This window comes from Arthrobacter sp. KBS0703, from assembly GCF_002008315.2.
In the GTDB taxonomy this organism is placed as follows: domain Bacteria; phylum Actinomycetota; class Actinomycetes; order Actinomycetales; family Micrococcaceae; genus Arthrobacter.
The window spans coordinates 659,042-673,122 of the sequence record NZ_MVDG02000001.1 but is presented as its reverse complement, the minus strand read 5'-3'; the positions used below and the strand labels follow the sequence as shown (position 1 = coordinate 673,122).

Genomic DNA, 14,081 nt, shown 5'->3' with positions numbered 1-14,081 from the left:
ATTCATCCGTTTCTGCCATGATTTCTGGCTAAATCATGCATTGGATGCTTAGTCAGCATAGATCTACGCTGGAAAAATGCCAACACCCAGCAAAACCGTGGCCGCCACGCCAACACCCCCCAAGCCAACGCCCGGCAAGGCCGTTCCCGTCACCCGGGATCAGGAGCGGTGGGAAGGGCACGCGAAAGGTTCGCCGGCGTACGGCAAGATTCTTGGCGGGCTGGCGTTCGCAGGAGTGGCGACCTTCGCGCAGCTCTATTCGACGCAGGCCGTGCTTCCAGTCATGGCGGCGGAGCTCCGGGTCACGGCGGCGGAAGCGGCGCTGACCATTTCCCTTGCCACCGTGGGGCTGGCAGTGACCGTTATCCCGTGGTCCTTCCTGGCAGACCGGATCGGGCGTGTCCGCGCCATGACCTGGGGCATCTCGGCTGCGACCGTGCTGGGCCTGATGGTTCCGCTGGCCACGTCGTTTCCCATGCTGCTGGGGCTCAGAATGCTCGAAGGCATGGCGCTGGGCGGCATCCCCGCGATTGCCATCACCTACCTCAACGAGGAGATCAACCGCGCGCACGCGGCGATGGCTGCCGGAAGCTACGTTGCCGGTACCACCCTGGGCGGCCTGGCCGGCAGGCTCGTGGCCGGTCCGGTGGGCGAATTATGGGGATGGCGTGCCGCTGCGTTAGCGGTATCCGTTCTGGCCACCATCGCCGCGGTCCTGTTCCTGGTGCTTGTGCCCAAGGCCCGGGGCTTCAGCCCGGCCAAGGCCGGCGGCTTGCGCGGCGCAGGCCGCACGCTGGCCGGGCATCTCCGCAACCCTGGACTGCTCGCCCTCTATGTGCAGGCGTTCCTGCTGATGGGCGGCTTCGTGGCCGTGTACAACTACTTGGGGTTCCGGCTCTCCGGCGGGCCCTTCAGCCTGCCCGCCACGGTTATCAGCCTGATCTTCCTGGCCTACCTCTCCGGGACGGCGACCTCCCGCTGGGCCGGCGGCCTGACACAGCGGTTCGGTCGGCGGAACGTGCTGCTCGGCGGAATTCTGCTGATGTCCGCAGGCCTCGCCCTGACTCTCACCGAGGTCCTGGTGCTGATCCTGGCCGGGCTCGTGGTCTTTACCGGCGGCTTCTTTGCGGCCCACAGCATCGGGGCTGGGTGGACAGGTGCCATCGCCGTTACGGGCCGCGCGCAGGCCGCGTCGCTGTACAACCTTGCCTACTACCTGGGGTCCAGCATCATCGGCTGGGCCGGCGGACTGGTGTTCCAGTCGCTCGGCTGGACGGCGCTGGCCGTCACCGTGATTGCCCTGGGGTGTACGACGGCGGTGATCACCGCCGTCGTACACCGCGGCCCGGTGCGCGGCTAGCGCGTTCCTTCGATTGCCTGGACGAGGTCGTCGAGGATGTCCGTGGCGTCTTCGAGTCCCACGGAGATGCGGAGGAGGCTCGCACGCGGTTTGGCGCCGTCTGCCACCGGGCGGTGGGTGAGGCCCGCGGGATGCTGGATGAGGGTGTCTATGCCGCCCAGGGAGACGGCGTGGGTGATCATCCTGACGGCCGACGGGACACGCACGGCGTGCTCGGCGCTGTGCAGCTCGAAGGCGACCAGCGAACCCGGGCCCGACATCTGGGTGCCGACCAGGCCCTGCGGATCGCACTCGGGCAGGCCCGGGTAGTAAACCGCGCGCACCAGCTCGTGCCCGCTGAGCCCGGAGGCCACCTTGTGTGCAGCGGACTGCTGCGCCCGCACGCGGACGGGAAGCGTGGCCAGCCCGCGGTGCAGCATGTACGCCGGCAAGGGCGTCAGGATGCCGCCGGTGATGGCCCGCACCTGGCGAAGGCGGCTGGCCCACTCCGCCGGCGCCGCCACCACCCCGCCCATGGCATCGCCGTGGCCGCCCATGAACTTCGTAGCGCTGTGCAGCACCAGGGCGGCACCGTGCTCCAGCGGACGTTGCAGTACGGGGGTGGCAAAGGTGTTGTCCACCAGCACGGGCACGCCGTCCGCAGCGGCGACGAGCACGGAGATGTCCACAAGGTCCAGGCTCGGGTTGGCCGGAGTCTCCACCACAACCAGTCCGGTCTCGGGCCGGAGGGCAGCGCGGACCCCGGCCGCGTCCGTGAAGGTCACCTCGGTTCCCAGCACGCCGGACGCAAGGATGTGGTCGCTGCCGCCGTAGAGGGGCCGCACCGCCACCACGTGCTTCTTGCCGCCCGCGACGGCTGCCAGCAACACGCCGCTCAGGGCAGCCATTCCGGTGGCGAAGGCCACTGCCTCCGGGGCTCCCTCCAACAGAGCCACACTGGCCTCGAAGCGCGCAACCGTGGGGTTCCACAGCCGCTGGTACACAGTGCTTTGACCCTGCTCATGCGGGCCGCCGGTTGCGAGGTGCTCGTAGGCAAGGCCCCCCTCCCCCACGGAAGGTAGCGGGGCAGTCGTGGAAAGGTCGATGGGAACGGCATGGACGCCCTGGTCCGTCAGGCCGTCACGTCCTGCGTGGACTGCCAGCGAGTCGAGAGAAAGCACAATACTCCTTGTGAATTATTCGCCATTGAATGCCGCAAGTATCTGGCAAATATTCGGAGAGGGACAGTGCATGTGAATGGATCGGCCGGAATCTCGAGTCTATGATGAACTCAGAACGATTTGAGGAGGGTCCGTGAGCAGCATCGCGAAGAATATTCGGTCCGGAGCAGGAAATAACGAGCCGCTGGACGCCATCGACGAGCGCCTGCTGGCTGCGCTGGTGGACGACGCCCGGATCTCCAACAAGCAGCTGGCCGAAATGGTGGGCATCGCGCCCTCCACCGCACTGATGCGCACGCGTGCGCTCTCCGAACGCGGCATCATCCAGGGGTTTGAGGCCAAGCTGAGCCTGTCAGCAATCGGCCGGTCGGTCCAAGCCCTGATCGCCGTCCGGCTCCGCGCCCACGACCGTGAGCAGATCGACCGCTTCACGGCCCGCGTGCCTAAATTGCCTGCGGTGCTGTCAACGTTTCACACCTCCGGCTCCGTGGACTACCTGCTGCACATCGCCGTCGCCACCACGGAGGACCTGCGGGACTGGGTCCTGGACAATCTGGCGACCGACCCCGTAGTGGGCCACACCGAAACCACGCTCGTGTTCGAACATATCCAGGGCAACCACTGTCTCTTATACACATCTAGATGTGTATAAGAGACAGGACTAACGGGCGCCGGCGGCGCGGCCGGAGATGTGTATAAGAGACAGCGGCAGGCATGACCGCGCCGGGCCGTCAGCCGGGCCGGGCCGGCCTACTGCAGGTGACTCAGCGCTGGGGCCGGCAGGCCAGAGTGGGCGGCGCCCAGCATGTCCGCCCGGAGCAGATTCAGTTCGTCGCGGCGCAGGGCCGCGGCCTCCAGCTGCCGCACCACTTCCTCGGGCCGGGTGCGGCGGCTTTCTGCCCAGGCAACCAGTCCGGAACCCACGCGCACGGCCGCGGTTTCGATGAAGGACGCACGCCGGTAGGCGGAGCCCGGGACTGACCGGCTGATCGATAGAGCGCTCATGGCTCTTTCCTTTCGGCATCTGTTTTCGGAGTGGACTTTGTTTTCGCTGCTTTGCGGGTGCCGCGGCTCGCTGCCGTGGCGGGAACGCCAAGGATCGGGAACGCATTGAAATGGATCTGCACCGGACGGGCGCCTTCCTGCTCGCCCTCGTCCCGGATCTCCTCCAGCAGCCGGTGCCCGTAGGCCTCCACGGCGCGGGCGTACCGCCCCAACTGCTCGGCGTTCATCCGCGCATTGGAGGTGTTGATGGTGGCGGCGTGAAGCCAGTGGCTGTCCAGGGCTTCAACACCGTGGGTCATGAAGTCGGCCAGGACCGCCTGGCGGCTGTGCTCGAACTCGCGGCTGACCAGCCGTGAGGCCTCCTCGGTCGCGGGCGAGTTGGCGAGTTCCGGGGATGAGACCTGCAGGGCGCCGCGCGGCCGCTCCCACCACCGCTCCCTGGCGGTTCCCTTACCCTCAACCTCACGGACGAAGTCGTGCTTGGCCAGCTGGCGCAGGTGATAGCTGGTGGAACCGCTGGACTCCCCCAGCAACTCGCCAAGGCCGCAGGCGGTCTGCGCCCCGTAGCGCGACAGCATCTCCAGGATCTGCACCCGAAGCGGGTGGGCGAGGGCCTTCAGGGACGCGGTGTCCATCTTGCGGACCGGAAACGGGAGCTCCTCGACGTCGTTCGAGTCGTTCCTGCCGGCCTGCGGAGTAGTTTCCATGCGCCAAGGCTACGCTTGCAAATAAATCTTTGCAATGTTTTATTTGCAACGCCTTCTTTGCAACAGGACCTTTGCAATCAAACCTTTGCAAGGCGGTTCCGCGTGCTGACCTTCGGCTTGCCCGTGCCCGACTCAGGCAGGACCCGTTCAGGCCGGACCCGTTCAGGCCGCAAGGCTCAGTCCGCGGCGAGACCTCAGGCCGCGCAGAGGCTCTGGCGCAGCGATAGTGCGGCCAGTACCGCAGCGGCGATGCCGCAGAGCACAACGAAACCCGCCACGGCCCCGTCCAGGCCGACGGCCGCCGTCGCAAGTCCCAGCCCGATGACCGGAACGGCACTGCCCAGGTACGTGATCACATAGACCGTACTGATGATCTGGGCGTGGCGGGAAGCCTCCACCTTGCCGGCCACGTCATTGAACACGGTCCGGAAGGCGATGCCCTGGCCGACGCCGGCCGCGAGGCTCGCACCGATCAGCAGCCAGGGATTGGTCCAGGCAGCCGCGGCGGCGATGAGCATCACGGATCCTCCCAGCACCGCCAGGCCGGCCGGCACGGCAAACCTGCCGCGGACGCCGATCAGCTGGCTCAGGGCGGAGGCACCGAGCGTGAGTCCGGAAAGCACGCCGATCAGGGGACGGGAATCAACCCTGACGATGCGGGCGAAGTATCCCGGCGCAAGGGAGAGGCAGAAACCGAAGACGGCGAAGCTGAGGAATCCGACGGCGGCCGCCAGCCAGAATGCGCCGCGCGCCTCGCAGATGTGTATAAGAGACAGGGCGGCGCGGCGCCAGGGCCTTCAGCGGGCGCGGCCCGACGGCCGGCTTGATGGCCGGGCGTGCGCGGAGCAGGTAGAGCGGGACCAGCAGTGCAAGGAGGACCAGGGAGTGCAGAAAGTACGGCGTGGAGGTCGGTCCCGGCAGGAGGGACAGCACGCCGCCGATCGCCGGGCCGCCGCCACCCCGCCCGCGGAGGCCAGGAGGGTGAACCGTGAGGCCCACTCCGGCCGCTGCGGCAGGAGCTCACGCAGCGCGGCCGAACTGGCACCCGTGGCGAGGGCCACGGCGATGCCCTGGAGCGCGCGCCCTGCACACAGCGAGGGCAGGCTATCGGCATGCGCAAAAACGAAGCCTCCCGCGAGCCCCGTCAGCACGGCGAGCAGCAGGGCCGCCCGGCGTCCGATGTGGTCGGACCAGTGACCGGCCAGCAGGAGGGTGGAGACGAGGGCCAGGACATAGGCGGAAAACGCCACGGTGACGCCGAGGGTGCTGATGCCGAGCTTGGCCTGCAGCAGCGGGTAGAGGGGCGTCGCCAGGTTTGCCCCCACCAGGAGGGTAAAGATGACGACGCCGGCCATCACCAGCCGCGAGGTGTTTGACGCATTCCAACTCCAGCGGCCAGCGGCAGCCGGACGCATCCGAAGTTCGCTAAAGACGGTCATGCCCGTACCCTTGCCTGTGTTTCCGCGGCACCGGCCCCTTGTGGGAGCTGCCCCGCGAACGGAAATTGATACCTACAGAATGAGGCAGGAGTGCGTACCATCACCTTGTTCCGTGGGAATATTGATCAAAACCGTCAATCTTGGACCTAAAACATGAACCGGAGTGATGATTTGAACACCCTGGACCCCACAGACCTCAAGATCCTGCTCGAACTGGTCCGCGATCCGCGGATCCAGATCGGCGAACTGAGCGACAAGCTCAGCATCGCCCGGAACACCGCACAGTCGCGCGTCCGGCGGATGCTGCGCTCGGGCATACTGCACGACGGCGGCCGCGAGATCGACCTCGAATCGGTGGGCTACGACGTCGTCGCCTTCGTGACGATCGAGGTGACGCACCGCGAGCTCGACGGCGTGGTGGGTGCCCTGCGGCTGATTCCCCAGGTCCTCGAGGTGCATGAAATTTCCGGCCGCGGCGACGTCTGGTGCCGCGTGGTGGCAACGGACACCCACAACCTGCAGGCCGCCCTGCGCTCGATCCTGCGGATCAAGGGGGTGATCCGGACCGAAACCGTGCTGGCGCTCCACACGCACATCCAATACCGGACCGAGCCGCTGATCAGCCGTCTGGTCCAGGGAGCCTCAGTCCAGGGTGGGTAAGCATGGGGAGCTTCAGTCCAGGGAGCCTAAGCCCAAGGAGCTCAGACCCTCCCGACACGGCCGGGCGGCTGACCGGCGGGCGGCGCCTCGCTTGGGGAATAGGATTCGAAGATGGATTGGCTCTCTTACATAACCCACATCAACTGGCTCGCCGTGCTTCTTGCCTTCATCGCCAGCATGGCAATCGGCTTTGTTTGGTACCTGCCCGCAGTTCTGGGAAACAGATGGATGGCAGGAATCGGCAAAACTGAAGAGGACCTCAAGAACACCGAGGGCGGAGCCGGGATCTGGCTGCCCATGATGGTTGCCGCGGCGCTGACGGCCGTGCTGCTCGCCGTGCTGATCGGCAAACTGGGACTGGACAACGCGGCGGCCGGCGGGTTGTTCGCCCTGGTCCTGGCGGTTATCTTCCGTGCCGGCGGGCACGTCATCCACAACGGCTTCGCCGGACGCCCCGTAGCCGTAACGCTCATCGATTCCGGCCACGACCTGGTTGCGATGACAGCTGCCGGCGCCATCATCGGCGCAATGTCCTGATGCCCTTCGGTGTCCTGAGCCTCGTGACGGAGACCTGCCGACTGTGACCATCATCGATAACGCCGTTTACGTTGACGGCGTCCGGAGCGCCGAACCGGAGAGCCTTGAGCAGACGTTTGAGACGCTTGCCAGGCACGGGGGCATGGCGTGGATTGGCCTGTACCGGCCGTCCCAAGCGGAGATGGCCTCCGTCGCGGAGGAATTCGACCTGCACGAGCTCGCCGTCGAGGACGCCATCTCCGCGCACCAGCGGCCCAAACTGGAGCGCTACGGCAACAACCTCTTCACTGTCCTCAGGCCCGCCAGGTACCGAGACGACACGGAGACGGTGGAGTTCGGCGAACTCCACATCTTCACCGGCAGGAACTTCGTCGTGACCGTTCGCCACGCGGAAATGTCCGGCGTGGGGCATGTCCGGCGCCGGCTGGAGTCCCGCCCCGACCTCCTCCGCCACGGGCCCGAAGCGGTGCTCTACGCCCTCCTGGACCAGGTGGTGGATGATTACGCCCCGGTGATTGCGGGGTTGGAAAACGACATCGACGAGATCGAGGACCAGCTGTTCTCCGGCGATTCCACGGTGTCGCGCCGTATCTACGAACTCGCCCGCGAAGTCATTCAATTCCAGCGGGCCATCCAACCGCTTCCGCCCATGATGGACCAGCTCAAGTCGGGATTCCAGAAGTACGAGGTGAACACGGACCTCCAGCACAGCCTCCGGGACGTGGAGGACCACGTGGAGCGGGTCCTTTCCCGCGCGAATTCCTTCCGGGACCTCCTGCAGAACGCTCTCACGCTGGACGGCACGCTGACTGCCAACCGGCAGAACGAAGCCAGCGCCGAACAGAACGAGCAAGTGAAGAAGATTTCGTCGTGGGCGGCTATTTTCTTCGCGCCGTCCTTTGTCGCGGGCGTCTATGGCATGAACTTTGATCACATGCCGGAACTGCACTGGGTTTTCGGATATCCCATGGCGATCGGCCTCATGGCCGGAACAGCCGCCCTGATGTACGTGATTTTCAAGCGGAAAGGCTGGCTCTAGAGTCATGTCCGAATTCCAGCGGGGGCTGATCATCACCCCTGGAACCGAACGGCAACTGGGCGCCTACGGACTGTTCCGGCCCTCGCCCCCGCAGCAGCAGGTGCTGGCCCTCGCCTCGGGGCCCCTGACCGCCAAGAGCGCTGACCCGGACGTCCTCTGGGTCAGCTTCAGCGAGTTGTGCTCCGGGCCCCGCACAGACGCTGACTACCTTGCACTTGCTGGCCAATTTCCGTCGTGTGTGATCGATGGCATCCCCTCACCGGCTGCGCAGGCCGCCGCCGGCACGCCGGCTGCCTGGCAACGGTTCCTGGGCTTGGTGGGAGTGCTCCATGAGCGGGACAGGGTGCTGATCCTGGTCGGCGCCGGTCCCCTCGACTGGGAAGCATCCGGACGGAGTGCGGCCGCGCCGGTTGAGGAGGCATCGGTCCTTGCCCGCATCGCGGAGCGGCTGTCCGTGCTGCGCCGTATCCAGTCCGACGAAGAGCTGGAAGACGAACAAACCAGCGGCTGCTGAGCGGCTGGGTGGAGCGGGCAAGGCGCCCGCCGCAAGTACCTGTGAAGCCTGAAGTCTGTGGAGCTAAGGGGATTCGAACCCCTGACCTCTTCGATGCGAACTGTGGATAACGTGAGTTCACGCTTGCTCACGAAAGAGTTCTATAGCGCGCCGTTACGCGGAATCAAGCTCACGTTGCCTCACGCTCGGTCACATCCGATTCACGCTCGTTCACGCCCAAAGTGTTATGCAAAGTGTTATTCCCCCGGTCCTGCGCAAAGTGACCGCTCTCGGCCATCGAGGCGCATAGGACTCTCTGTGAACACAGCAGACGGAATAGCAAACGGCCCTTCATGGATGCCGTCGGAATTGATGACACGAGAAGAAGCGGCGGCATATTTGCGCCGCTCTCCCGGGACCTTGGCCAATTGGGCGGCCCAGCGGAAGGGACCGCCCTACTATCGTCAACTGGACGGCGCCGTCGTCTACGCGATCGAGGATCTGGCTGAATGGCTGGCTGCCCAGCGAGTGATGCCGAGGGCAGCATAGTGGCCAATCATGAGACCCGACCGGGGTCATGGGGAAAAATTCCACCCGCCAAGAGACAGCCGGACGGCAGCTACAAGGCCAACGGACGATACAAGACTATGGACGGGAAGCTCCTTCAGCGCTTTCGCACCGGCACCACTGCACGCAAGGCCGAGGACGCCCTTCTCGCCGCCTTTCAAACGCTGGCTGCAGAGGACGCCGCGAAGCACTCGGCGGAACTCAACAGGACGCCGGGACGTGAGCCGGAGGTACTCTTCGCTGAAGTTGTTGAGAGCTGGATCTCATATATCGAGGAAGGCGGCAAAGCGCTGCGGGTTAGCACTGCGTATGAGTACGTACGTATGGCAAGGGCTGACATCGTGCCATCTCTCGGGGCCTTGAAGCTGACTGACGTTGACATCAAAGCCTGCGCAGACTTTCTGCACGGCATCGTCAGCGGAGGCCGTTACTACGCAAAAGCAGAACATAACCGGGCTGTTCTTTCTAACATCATGGAGTGGTGCGCCGGCCGTGGTCTCATTCCTGGCAACCCGGTGAGGCAAGTGGCCTATCTCCCCAAGCCCAGGAAAAAGCCAGTCCAGATCATCGAAAAAGAGGACATGGCCAAAGTTCTGTCCTCCGTGCGACTACACGGAGAGGCTCAGATGAACGCAAAGCGACCGGGACCGCCGCAAAACCTGGACATCCCCGATGGCGTGGAATTGTTCCTGGCCACGGGGGTGAGAATCTCAGAACTCCTCGCACTGCGGTGGCATGACGTGTGGATCGACGAATTGGATGACAGTTCCTACTGGGTGCAGATCAACGGAAAAGTGGGTTGGGAGAAAGGCAAGCCCATGCTGCGTCACGACTACCTGAAGACAGGCGACAAAATCCTTGACCTTCGTATCAGCCCGGAAGTTGCGGCGATGCTCCGCGCCCGACGAGCCATGGAGATGCGTTCCAATCCCAATGGGGCTATATTTCCGGCTCGCGGCGGCAAATGGATGCAGCCCCACAACTTCCGTCGGCGCTGGCGTGCAGTCCGCGAGGAACTGCAGGTCGCATATGATCTGCCGGCTGAAGATGTTCCCGGCGGGAGGAAACAGGAACACCGTCAGTCATCCCCGATCGAAACCGTCACCCCTCATACTTTCCGGCGTTCAGTGGGAACATACATTGCAGAAACGGCGACAATCGACCAAGCTGCCCAACAGTTGGGGCACAGCCGGACAGCTGTGACCATCCGGTCTTACCTCAGAGAACGTCAGGAGGCTCCGGACAGCAGCGGGTATCTCGCGAACGTGATGTACAAGCGACAGTAGAGCGACGTCCTGAAACCTCGTCGCTGTTTCACGTCCCCATGCAGCCCGTCATGCCAACTGGGCGGCCTCAGGGGTGGTGCAACCATGACGTGTACCTGCCCCCGCAATAGCAGGCCTGAGTCGCAGATTCTCAGGTCAGGCCAGGGGCGCCCGGTGGAGCGCTTGCGCAAGCGCTCACCAGTGTCGGGCACGGGAGGCGCAATGAGGGCGGTCGTACCCATTGTGTCTACGGCAGCGGCGCTTCCGGGCTAGTGCAGGGTCCAGTGGGCTTCGGTCTCACCGCGCCTCAGCGCCACTTTCATGGCGACCCGCACTGCTTTGACCCGGATGTAGTTGAAGGTGGCGGCCACTTCTCCCGCAGACCTGTAGGTGTCCGTGTTCAGGGACATTTCAACCCACCGGTTGTACTCCTTACAGGCCCCGATGTCCTCGCGCAGCGTGCTTTCGCCGAAGGTGGCCATGTAGGCGTCGGCAAGTCCGTGGCAACCTTCGCCGGTGTTGATGTTCTCCCGGAAGCCGGCCTCCATGGCCGCCGCCAGTTCCGCCCGGTAAGCGTCGATGTCCATTCAGTTCTCCTTTTGCTGGGTGACCGCTGCCGGGGGCAGCCTATCCGAGCAATCGCTCTTGGGCCATCCAGTCATCAGCGATGCCACAGGTGGCCGTGGCCTGGCTGGCCGGGCCCTGGACCATCACCACCGAACACTTCGGCACCGTGAACATCGGCGCGGGCATCCTCTCCGAACTCCTGGTCGCCTTCGCCGCCAAAGCCCTGAAAATCATCCCGGACGCGATGCGCAAAGCCCCGTGGGGTGTCGGACTGGCATCGGGGCCTTCATTGCCTTCTTCGCCCCCGAGGAGCAAGGCTGGTTCCCCATCGCCATGGGTGTCGGCGCCATCGTCCACATCCTGGGCGACATGATGACCACCGGCGGCTGCAACCTCGCTTGGCCCATTACGATCAAGCCGCCGAAGGTCCTGGCCGCCATCCCGGTCATTAACTGGATGTGGAAGCCCAACGGCTACTTCGCCATCCCGGTCCTCGGCAACGCCGGGTTCTGGCGTGAATGGCCTCTGCTGGTCCCCATCGGCTTGTACGCGATCTTCGGCGTTGGCACCACCATGGTCGGCATGAGCAAAGCCGGACTCACCACCCTCGCACTGGCCCTGGGCCTGCCCGTCATCCCCTGATACAAGCCCATTACCGCAAAGGAAAGAGGGGGGTCGGAGGTCCGACCCCCTCTTTTGTGGGCTTATTTTTCGCTCTGGCCGTCACTGCAGTGGCTGCAAGACACATCCGCGGCCGGAAAATCCGCGTCCGCCTTCTCTGCCGGCTTCCCCTGGCATCGTTCGCATCCGGCCGTTGCCGGGCCCGCCTTCGTCCTCCGCAGCTGCATCAGATCCACCGCTATGGGCGCAGCCACCACTGTTGCGACAAAGGTGATGGCGACGACAGTCCCCATCTTGTCCAGCTTGGCGTTACCGCCGGCGATCCCGAGTCCGCCGTTCTTCAAAGGCCCATTACCCCACCATGCCCTTGCTGCACCGTCGGCTACACAGCCCCAATGCTTGGCGATACGGGCACCTCCCCCGTCAGTGGCAAGCTTCTTGGCTGCCAGGACAAGCCCCGCCTCGGTTGCTGACTTGAGCTTCCCGGCGCCGTTGAACAACGGATCGATGATCGGAGGAAGCACTTTGAGGGTCAGACTCTCTCTTTTGTGTATGCCTGGGTCCCTGTCGCTACTTTCACTGCCCACTGCCATTGCCTGTCCCCTTTACTGAAAACGCGCTCATCCGGTGTCGAGCGTCTGCCCTGGGCTCACCGTATATCGCTGGCCCTGCCAGGACCAGAACCGGGCTTCACTGACTCGCCCTGGCCGCGGTGCCGCACACATTGCCGGTAGAGAAAGGAGTCATCCATGAGCTCAGTTATCAACCGCCGGCCGACCGGCACCACTGCGGCGGACAGTTGGCCCCGACACTGCATGGCGAGCCGGAGGTCACTCTGGGCCACGGGTACCCCCCGCTTTAGGCCGGAGGACCCTTATGGCACGCTTTGGTGCCCGTCAGACGACGCGACAGACAGTCTCGTCGTCGAGACCGGTTTTGGCTTGGGCCCGCACGTTCTGGGCCGGTATCTAACCTCTGCCACCTTGAAACCTTCCGGGGCTCACCTATAACGGCCGCTCTGCGTATGAGGGCTAACACGAACCGGCTCATCCAAGGGCCATACCCTGTCAAACGCGGTCAAAAAGGCACTGTCGGGTAGTATCAGGGGCGCAGGTCCATGAGGCCGCAACAGCACGGAGAGGACCCACATGCCCGAGCCTTGGCTCTCTGCTGACGACATCGCTGTTCATCTTGGCATCACGAAGGACACTGTCTATTCCTGGATCGCCGACAAAGGCATGCCCGGGCACAAGATCGGGCGCCTTTGGAAGTTCCAAGCCAGCGAGATCGACGACTGGGTCCGCGGCGGTGGCGCCGATGCCTCGGGACTCAGTCCCCACTGATCAGTTGTCCCCTTCAAACTGCCTCGACACAAATGCGGGTCAGCACATGCACCTAACCAACTGCCCAATTCCCGAAAGGAGGTCACCGTGACCACAAGCATCCACTCACACGATCGCTATGCACTGTCGTTCACCAGCGGTGGGCTCCTGGTGCGCGAGGCAGACGTGATCGTCGCCGAGTATCTACGCTCGCGCGACTGGGTAGCGGTACGTCAGGCAGTCACTGAACAGAACCTGCTGCAGGCGCGTACGATTTCGTCGAGTGTTCGCCTGACGCGGGAAACGATCCAGCGGCTGGGCGTCTTCGATGATTCGGAACTTGAACTCCTCACAAAGTCGAGTCTCACCGAGCGCTGTCACTTGATGTGGGCCGCTGCATGCCGTCGTTACAAGCTGATTGGTGACTTCGCGGAAGAGGTCGTTCGCGAACGGTTCCTCCTGATGACCCCGACGCTCAGCACCGAAGATTTTGAGCGGTTCATGACGGGCAAAAGCTTGTGGCACGCCGAGCTTGACGAGTTGAAGCCCTCGACGCGCGCCAAACTCCGACAGAGCATCTTCCGGATGCTGCATGAAGCGGGCCTCCGCAGCGAAGAAGGCGCCATCGTTCCGGGGGTGCTCTCAGCGCGAGTCCACGAAGCCCTTGCTGCACGCGGCCCGAGCGACATCCGATTCTTCCCCACCACCCTGCCCATGGAGGCGACGCGATGAGCATGACCAAGCGAAGCCTCACAAGCGATGAAAAGCACGTCTACGAAGTGCTGCGCAGTACGCGGTTCTTGAAGATGGAGGGCCTCTCCAAGGAGGTGCCATTCTTCATCTATCACTACCCGCCCGCGTGGGCACGCGAAGTCGACGGGCTCCGCGACCGCGTCATCACGAAACTCCGCAGTGACGACGGATTGAACGTCCTGGAGATCAACCTCTACGACCTTGCCGTGCAGCTCCTCAGAGAGCGTGGCGTGTGGAATCGCCTCTTGGCGCTGGAACCGGACATGAACAAGGCCGACTTCCGCGAGACGCTGCAGGGAATGCTGGACCCGCACGATCACCTCGCGCCCGCGATCCGCGACCGTCTCGAACTAGAGCCGAGCGACATGGTCTTCCTCGCAGGCATCGGCGAGGTGTTCCCCTTCATTCGCACCCACACGGTGTTGGAGAACCTGCAGAGCGTCGTGACGGGCCGTCCGATGCTGGCATGGTTCCCGGGGACGTACGAATTCACCAAGGCCAGTGGTCACCAGCTGCGGGCGCTGAACCTGAGCGCACGCGACAGCTACTACCGCGCCAAGGACATTCTGGAACAGGAAGCATAAGC

Annotated in this window: 17 protein-coding genes and 1 pseudogene; 12 read left to right on the top strand and 6 right to left on the bottom strand. The window is 64.2% G+C overall.

All coding sequences use genetic code 11. The features are described 5' to 3' along the window. The first annotated feature begins 76 nt into the window (after window positions 1–76). Window positions 77–1,360 carry an MFS transporter gene (locus B1A87_RS03235; protein WP_078028140.1) on the top strand — a complete coding sequence of 428 codons (1,284 nt, stop codon included), beginning with the start codon at window positions 77–79 and terminating at the stop codon, window positions 1,358–1,360. On the opposite strand, the gene B1A87_RS03230 is transcribed toward B1A87_RS03235, so the two are convergent. After that, window positions 1,357–2,520 carry a PLP-dependent aspartate aminotransferase family protein gene (locus B1A87_RS03230; RefSeq protein ID WP_139362792.1) on the bottom strand — a complete coding sequence of 388 codons (1,164 nt, stop codon included), beginning with the start codon at window positions 2,518–2,520 and terminating at the stop codon, window positions 1,357–1,359. The two genes, B1A87_RS03235 and B1A87_RS03230, sit on opposite strands and share 4 nt — an antisense overlap. A 133-nt stretch (window positions 2,521–2,653) precedes the next feature. Between B1A87_RS03230 and B1A87_RS03225 the strand changes: the two genes are divergently transcribed. Further along, window positions 2,654–3,172, top strand: a complete 519-nt coding sequence (locus B1A87_RS03225; protein ID WP_144275707.1) for an Lrp/AsnC family transcriptional regulator — start codon at window positions 2,654–2,656, stop codon at window positions 3,170–3,172. A 98-nt stretch (window positions 3,173–3,270) separates the two neighbouring features. Here B1A87_RS03225 and B1A87_RS03220 read toward each other — a convergent pair whose 3' ends face one another. The 3 genes and pseudogenes from B1A87_RS03220 to B1A87_RS24855 all read right to left on the bottom strand — a co-directional run bounded on the left by B1A87_RS03220 (window position 3,271) and on the right by B1A87_RS24855 (window position 5,671). After that, window positions 3,271–3,525 carry a 2-nitropropane dioxygenase gene (locus tag B1A87_RS03220; RefSeq protein ID WP_078028142.1) on the bottom strand — a complete coding sequence of 85 codons (255 nt, stop codon included), beginning with the start codon at window positions 3,523–3,525 and terminating at the stop codon, window positions 3,271–3,273. Continuing rightward, entirely contained in the window at window positions 3,522–4,232 is a 711-nt protein-coding gene (locus B1A87_RS03215) for a helix-turn-helix domain-containing protein (protein ID WP_078028143.1), read from the bottom strand. Before B1A87_RS03215 ends, B1A87_RS03220 begins: the two co-directional genes overlap by 4 nt. A 194-nt stretch (window positions 4,233–4,426) precedes the next feature. Next, window positions 4,427–5,671, bottom strand: a pseudogene (locus B1A87_RS24855) (MFS transporter). A gap of 153 nt (window positions 5,672–5,824) precedes the next feature. Between B1A87_RS24855 and B1A87_RS03205 the strand changes: the two are divergent. From B1A87_RS03205 to B1A87_RS03180, 6 genes are all read left to right on the top strand, one after another. Beyond that, on the top strand, window positions 5,825–6,331 hold the full coding sequence (locus tag B1A87_RS03205) for an Lrp/AsnC family transcriptional regulator (protein WP_078028145.1): 507 nt from the start codon (window positions 5,825–5,827) through the stop codon (window positions 6,329–6,331). Between the two features lie 111 nt (window positions 6,332–6,442). Further along, window positions 6,443–6,868, top strand: a complete 426-nt coding sequence (locus tag B1A87_RS03200; RefSeq protein ID WP_078028146.1) for a DUF1761 domain-containing protein — start codon at window positions 6,443–6,445, stop codon at window positions 6,866–6,868. A 43-nt stretch (window positions 6,869–6,911) separates the two neighbouring features. After that, entirely contained in the window at window positions 6,912–7,907 is a 996-nt protein-coding gene (gene corA / locus B1A87_RS03195) for a magnesium/cobalt transporter CorA (protein ID WP_078028147.1), read from the top strand. 4 nt (window positions 7,908–7,911) lie between these two features. After that, window positions 7,912–8,421: an AFG1/ZapE family ATPase gene (gene zapE / locus B1A87_RS03190; RefSeq protein WP_078028148.1), complete on the top strand. Its 510-nt coding sequence runs from the start codon at window positions 7,912–7,914 to the stop codon at window positions 8,419–8,421. Window positions 8,422–8,772: 351 nt separating this feature from the next. Further along, window positions 8,773–8,949, top strand: coding sequence for a helix-turn-helix domain-containing protein (locus B1A87_RS03185; protein ID WP_200952104.1), 177 nt, complete (start codon window positions 8,773–8,775; stop codon window positions 8,947–8,949). Beyond that, the gene (locus B1A87_RS03180; RefSeq protein WP_185982223.1) at window positions 8,949–10,253 is read left to right on the top strand and encodes a tyrosine-type recombinase/integrase; all 1,305 of its coding nucleotides are present in this window, start codon (window positions 8,949–8,951) and stop codon (window positions 10,251–10,253) included. The genes B1A87_RS03185 and B1A87_RS03180 overlap by 1 nt, the downstream gene beginning before the upstream one ends. Window positions 10,254–10,501: 248 nt before the next feature. Here B1A87_RS03180 and B1A87_RS03175 read toward each other — a convergent pair whose 3' ends face one another. Continuing rightward, entirely contained in the window at window positions 10,502–10,819 is a 318-nt protein-coding gene (locus B1A87_RS03175) for a hypothetical protein (RefSeq protein WP_078028151.1), read from the bottom strand. Between the two features lie 238 nt (window positions 10,820–11,057). Here B1A87_RS03175 and B1A87_RS03170 point away from each other — a divergent pair, with 238 nt between their 5' ends. Continuing rightward, on the top strand, window positions 11,058–11,441 hold the full coding sequence (locus tag B1A87_RS03170) for a metal-dependent hydrolase (protein ID WP_260680623.1): 384 nt from the start codon (window positions 11,058–11,060) through the stop codon (window positions 11,439–11,441). 62 nt (window positions 11,442–11,503) lie between these two features. Here B1A87_RS03170 and B1A87_RS03165 read toward each other — a convergent pair whose 3' ends face one another. After that, window positions 11,504–11,944, bottom strand: a complete 441-nt coding sequence (locus tag B1A87_RS03165) for a hypothetical protein (RefSeq protein WP_078028152.1) — start codon at window positions 11,942–11,944, stop codon at window positions 11,504–11,506. Window positions 11,945–12,568: 624 nt separating this feature from the next. Between B1A87_RS03165 and B1A87_RS03160 the strand changes: the two genes are divergently transcribed. The 3 genes from B1A87_RS03160 to B1A87_RS03150 all read left to right on the top strand — a co-directional run bounded on the left by B1A87_RS03160 (window position 12,569) and on the right by B1A87_RS03150 (window position 14,079). Further along, a complete protein-coding gene (locus tag B1A87_RS03160) occupies window positions 12,569–12,763 on the top strand; it encodes a helix-turn-helix domain-containing protein (RefSeq protein ID WP_078028153.1) in 195 nt (64 codons plus the stop codon). 87 nt (window positions 12,764–12,850) lie between these two features. Then, entirely contained in the window at window positions 12,851–13,474 is a 624-nt protein-coding gene (locus tag B1A87_RS03155) for a DUF1819 family protein (RefSeq protein ID WP_078028154.1), read from the top strand. Next, on the top strand, window positions 13,471–14,079 hold the full coding sequence (locus tag B1A87_RS03150; protein ID WP_313902439.1) for a DUF1788 domain-containing protein: 609 nt from the start codon (window positions 13,471–13,473) through the stop codon (window positions 14,077–14,079). The genes B1A87_RS03155 and B1A87_RS03150 overlap by 4 nt, the downstream gene beginning before the upstream one ends. Window positions 14,080–14,081: the final 2 nt, after the last annotated feature.

Bases quoted from the DNA above. Each gene is read 5' to 3' on its own strand.
- B1A87_RS03200 (WP_078028146.1), top strand. From the start codon at position 6,443: ATGGATTGGCTCTCTTACATAACCCACATCAACTGGCTCGCCGTGCTT.
- B1A87_RS03205 (WP_078028145.1), top strand. From the start codon at position 5,825: ATGAACCGGAGTGATGATTTGAACACCCTGGACCCCACAGACCTCAAG.
- zapE (WP_078028148.1), top strand. From the start codon at position 7,912: ATGTCCGAATTCCAGCGGGGGCTGATCATCACCCCTGGAACCGAACGG.
- B1A87_RS03160 (WP_078028153.1), top strand. From the start codon at position 12,569: ATGCCCGAGCCTTGGCTCTCTGCTGACGACATCGCTGTTCATCTTGGC.
- B1A87_RS03150 (WP_313902439.1), top strand. From the start codon at position 13,471: ATGAGCATGACCAAGCGAAGCCTCACAAGCGATGAAAAGCACGTCTAC.
- B1A87_RS03215 (WP_078028143.1), bottom strand. From the start codon at position 4,232: ATGGAAACTACTCCGCAGGCCGGCAGGAACGACTCGAACGACGTCGAG.
- B1A87_RS03220 (WP_078028142.1), bottom strand. From the start codon at position 3,525: ATGAGCGCTCTATCGATCAGCCGGTCAGTCCCGGGCTCCGCCTACCGG.
- B1A87_RS03235 (WP_078028140.1), top strand. From the start codon at position 77: ATGCCAACACCCAGCAAAACCGTGGCCGCCACGCCAACACCCCCCAAG.
- B1A87_RS03175 (WP_078028151.1), bottom strand. From the start codon at position 10,819: ATGGACATCGACGCTTACCGGGCGGAACTGGCGGCGGCCATGGAGGCC.
- B1A87_RS03185 (WP_200952104.1), top strand. From the start codon at position 8,773: ATGACACGAGAAGAAGCGGCGGCATATTTGCGCCGCTCTCCCGGGACC.